This window comes from Stenotrophomonas sp. INTA L402-1, from assembly GCF_059295135.1.
Map to the genome: position 1 here is coordinate 1 of NZ_JCAFWP010000105.1, position 841 is coordinate 841.

The following is an 841-nucleotide window of genomic DNA, read 5'->3' on the forward strand; positions in this document are numbered from 1 at the left end:
GTGGGGCGGCGGCTGACAGTTGACCAGCCCCTGTTTTTTCATGAGCCTGCCAGCAAGCCAGCGTCCCATCTGGTAATCTCTCCGGGTTGCCATTGTGGCAATGCTCCTAGCTCCGCCATGCAAGTCAATTACCTAGCCCATCTGCCGTCTGTTTTTTCAGGACGGGTTTTCCAATATCTGTAGCTGCAGCGATGAACTGCGAACACATGACAGAGTGTGAACACAGGATAATGCGCTCTGAGTTTCCCGATTATTGAGACTGTTCAGGAATCTGACATCAAGAGCGCGGTAGCCTTTTTTAATATTTCATTTTCCATTTCAATACGTTGTAGCTTTTTCCTGAGCTCACGGATTTCAAGTTGTTCCGGGGTAATGGGGGAGGCTTTTGGTGTTTTTCCCTGCCGCTCATCACGTAATTGTTTCACCCATCGCGTCATTGTGGAAAGGCCGACATCCATAGCGCTGGCTGCCTCAGCCACGGTGTAATTCTGGTCAACGACCAGTTGAGCGGATTCGCGATTAAACTCTGCGCTGAAATTTCTTTTTTTCCTTATGGCACCTGTGTTGTTCTGAGGTGAGCATATCACCTCTGTTCAGGTGGCCAAATTCAGTAAACCACTTCACTTCAAACAGCCAGTCGATAAACAGATCTTCTTTCCAGGCTTCGATCAGACCATCAAAATTTTTACCGATGTTATATGGTGGGTCGGCAAAGATCAGATCGACACTTTCGGCGGGGATCTTTTTAAGTTCGGCAAGCGCATCACCGTGAATAATGGTCTTAGCTTCATTACCAAACCGGGTCGGTTCACATCCTGTTCTCATGGTCACTCCCTTTGTG

General features: G+C 48.2%; 2 pseudogenes. Both read right to left on the reverse strand.

Annotation, left to right across the window (positions count from 1 at the left end):
• A pseudogene (locus tag AC5O77_RS21720) lies at nt 1-587 on the reverse strand (transposase); the annotation flags it as partial.
• Nucleotides 520-841: pseudogene (locus AC5O77_RS21725) on the reverse strand (hypothetical protein); the annotation flags it as partial. The pseudogenes AC5O77_RS21725 and AC5O77_RS21720, both read right to left, overlap by 68 nt.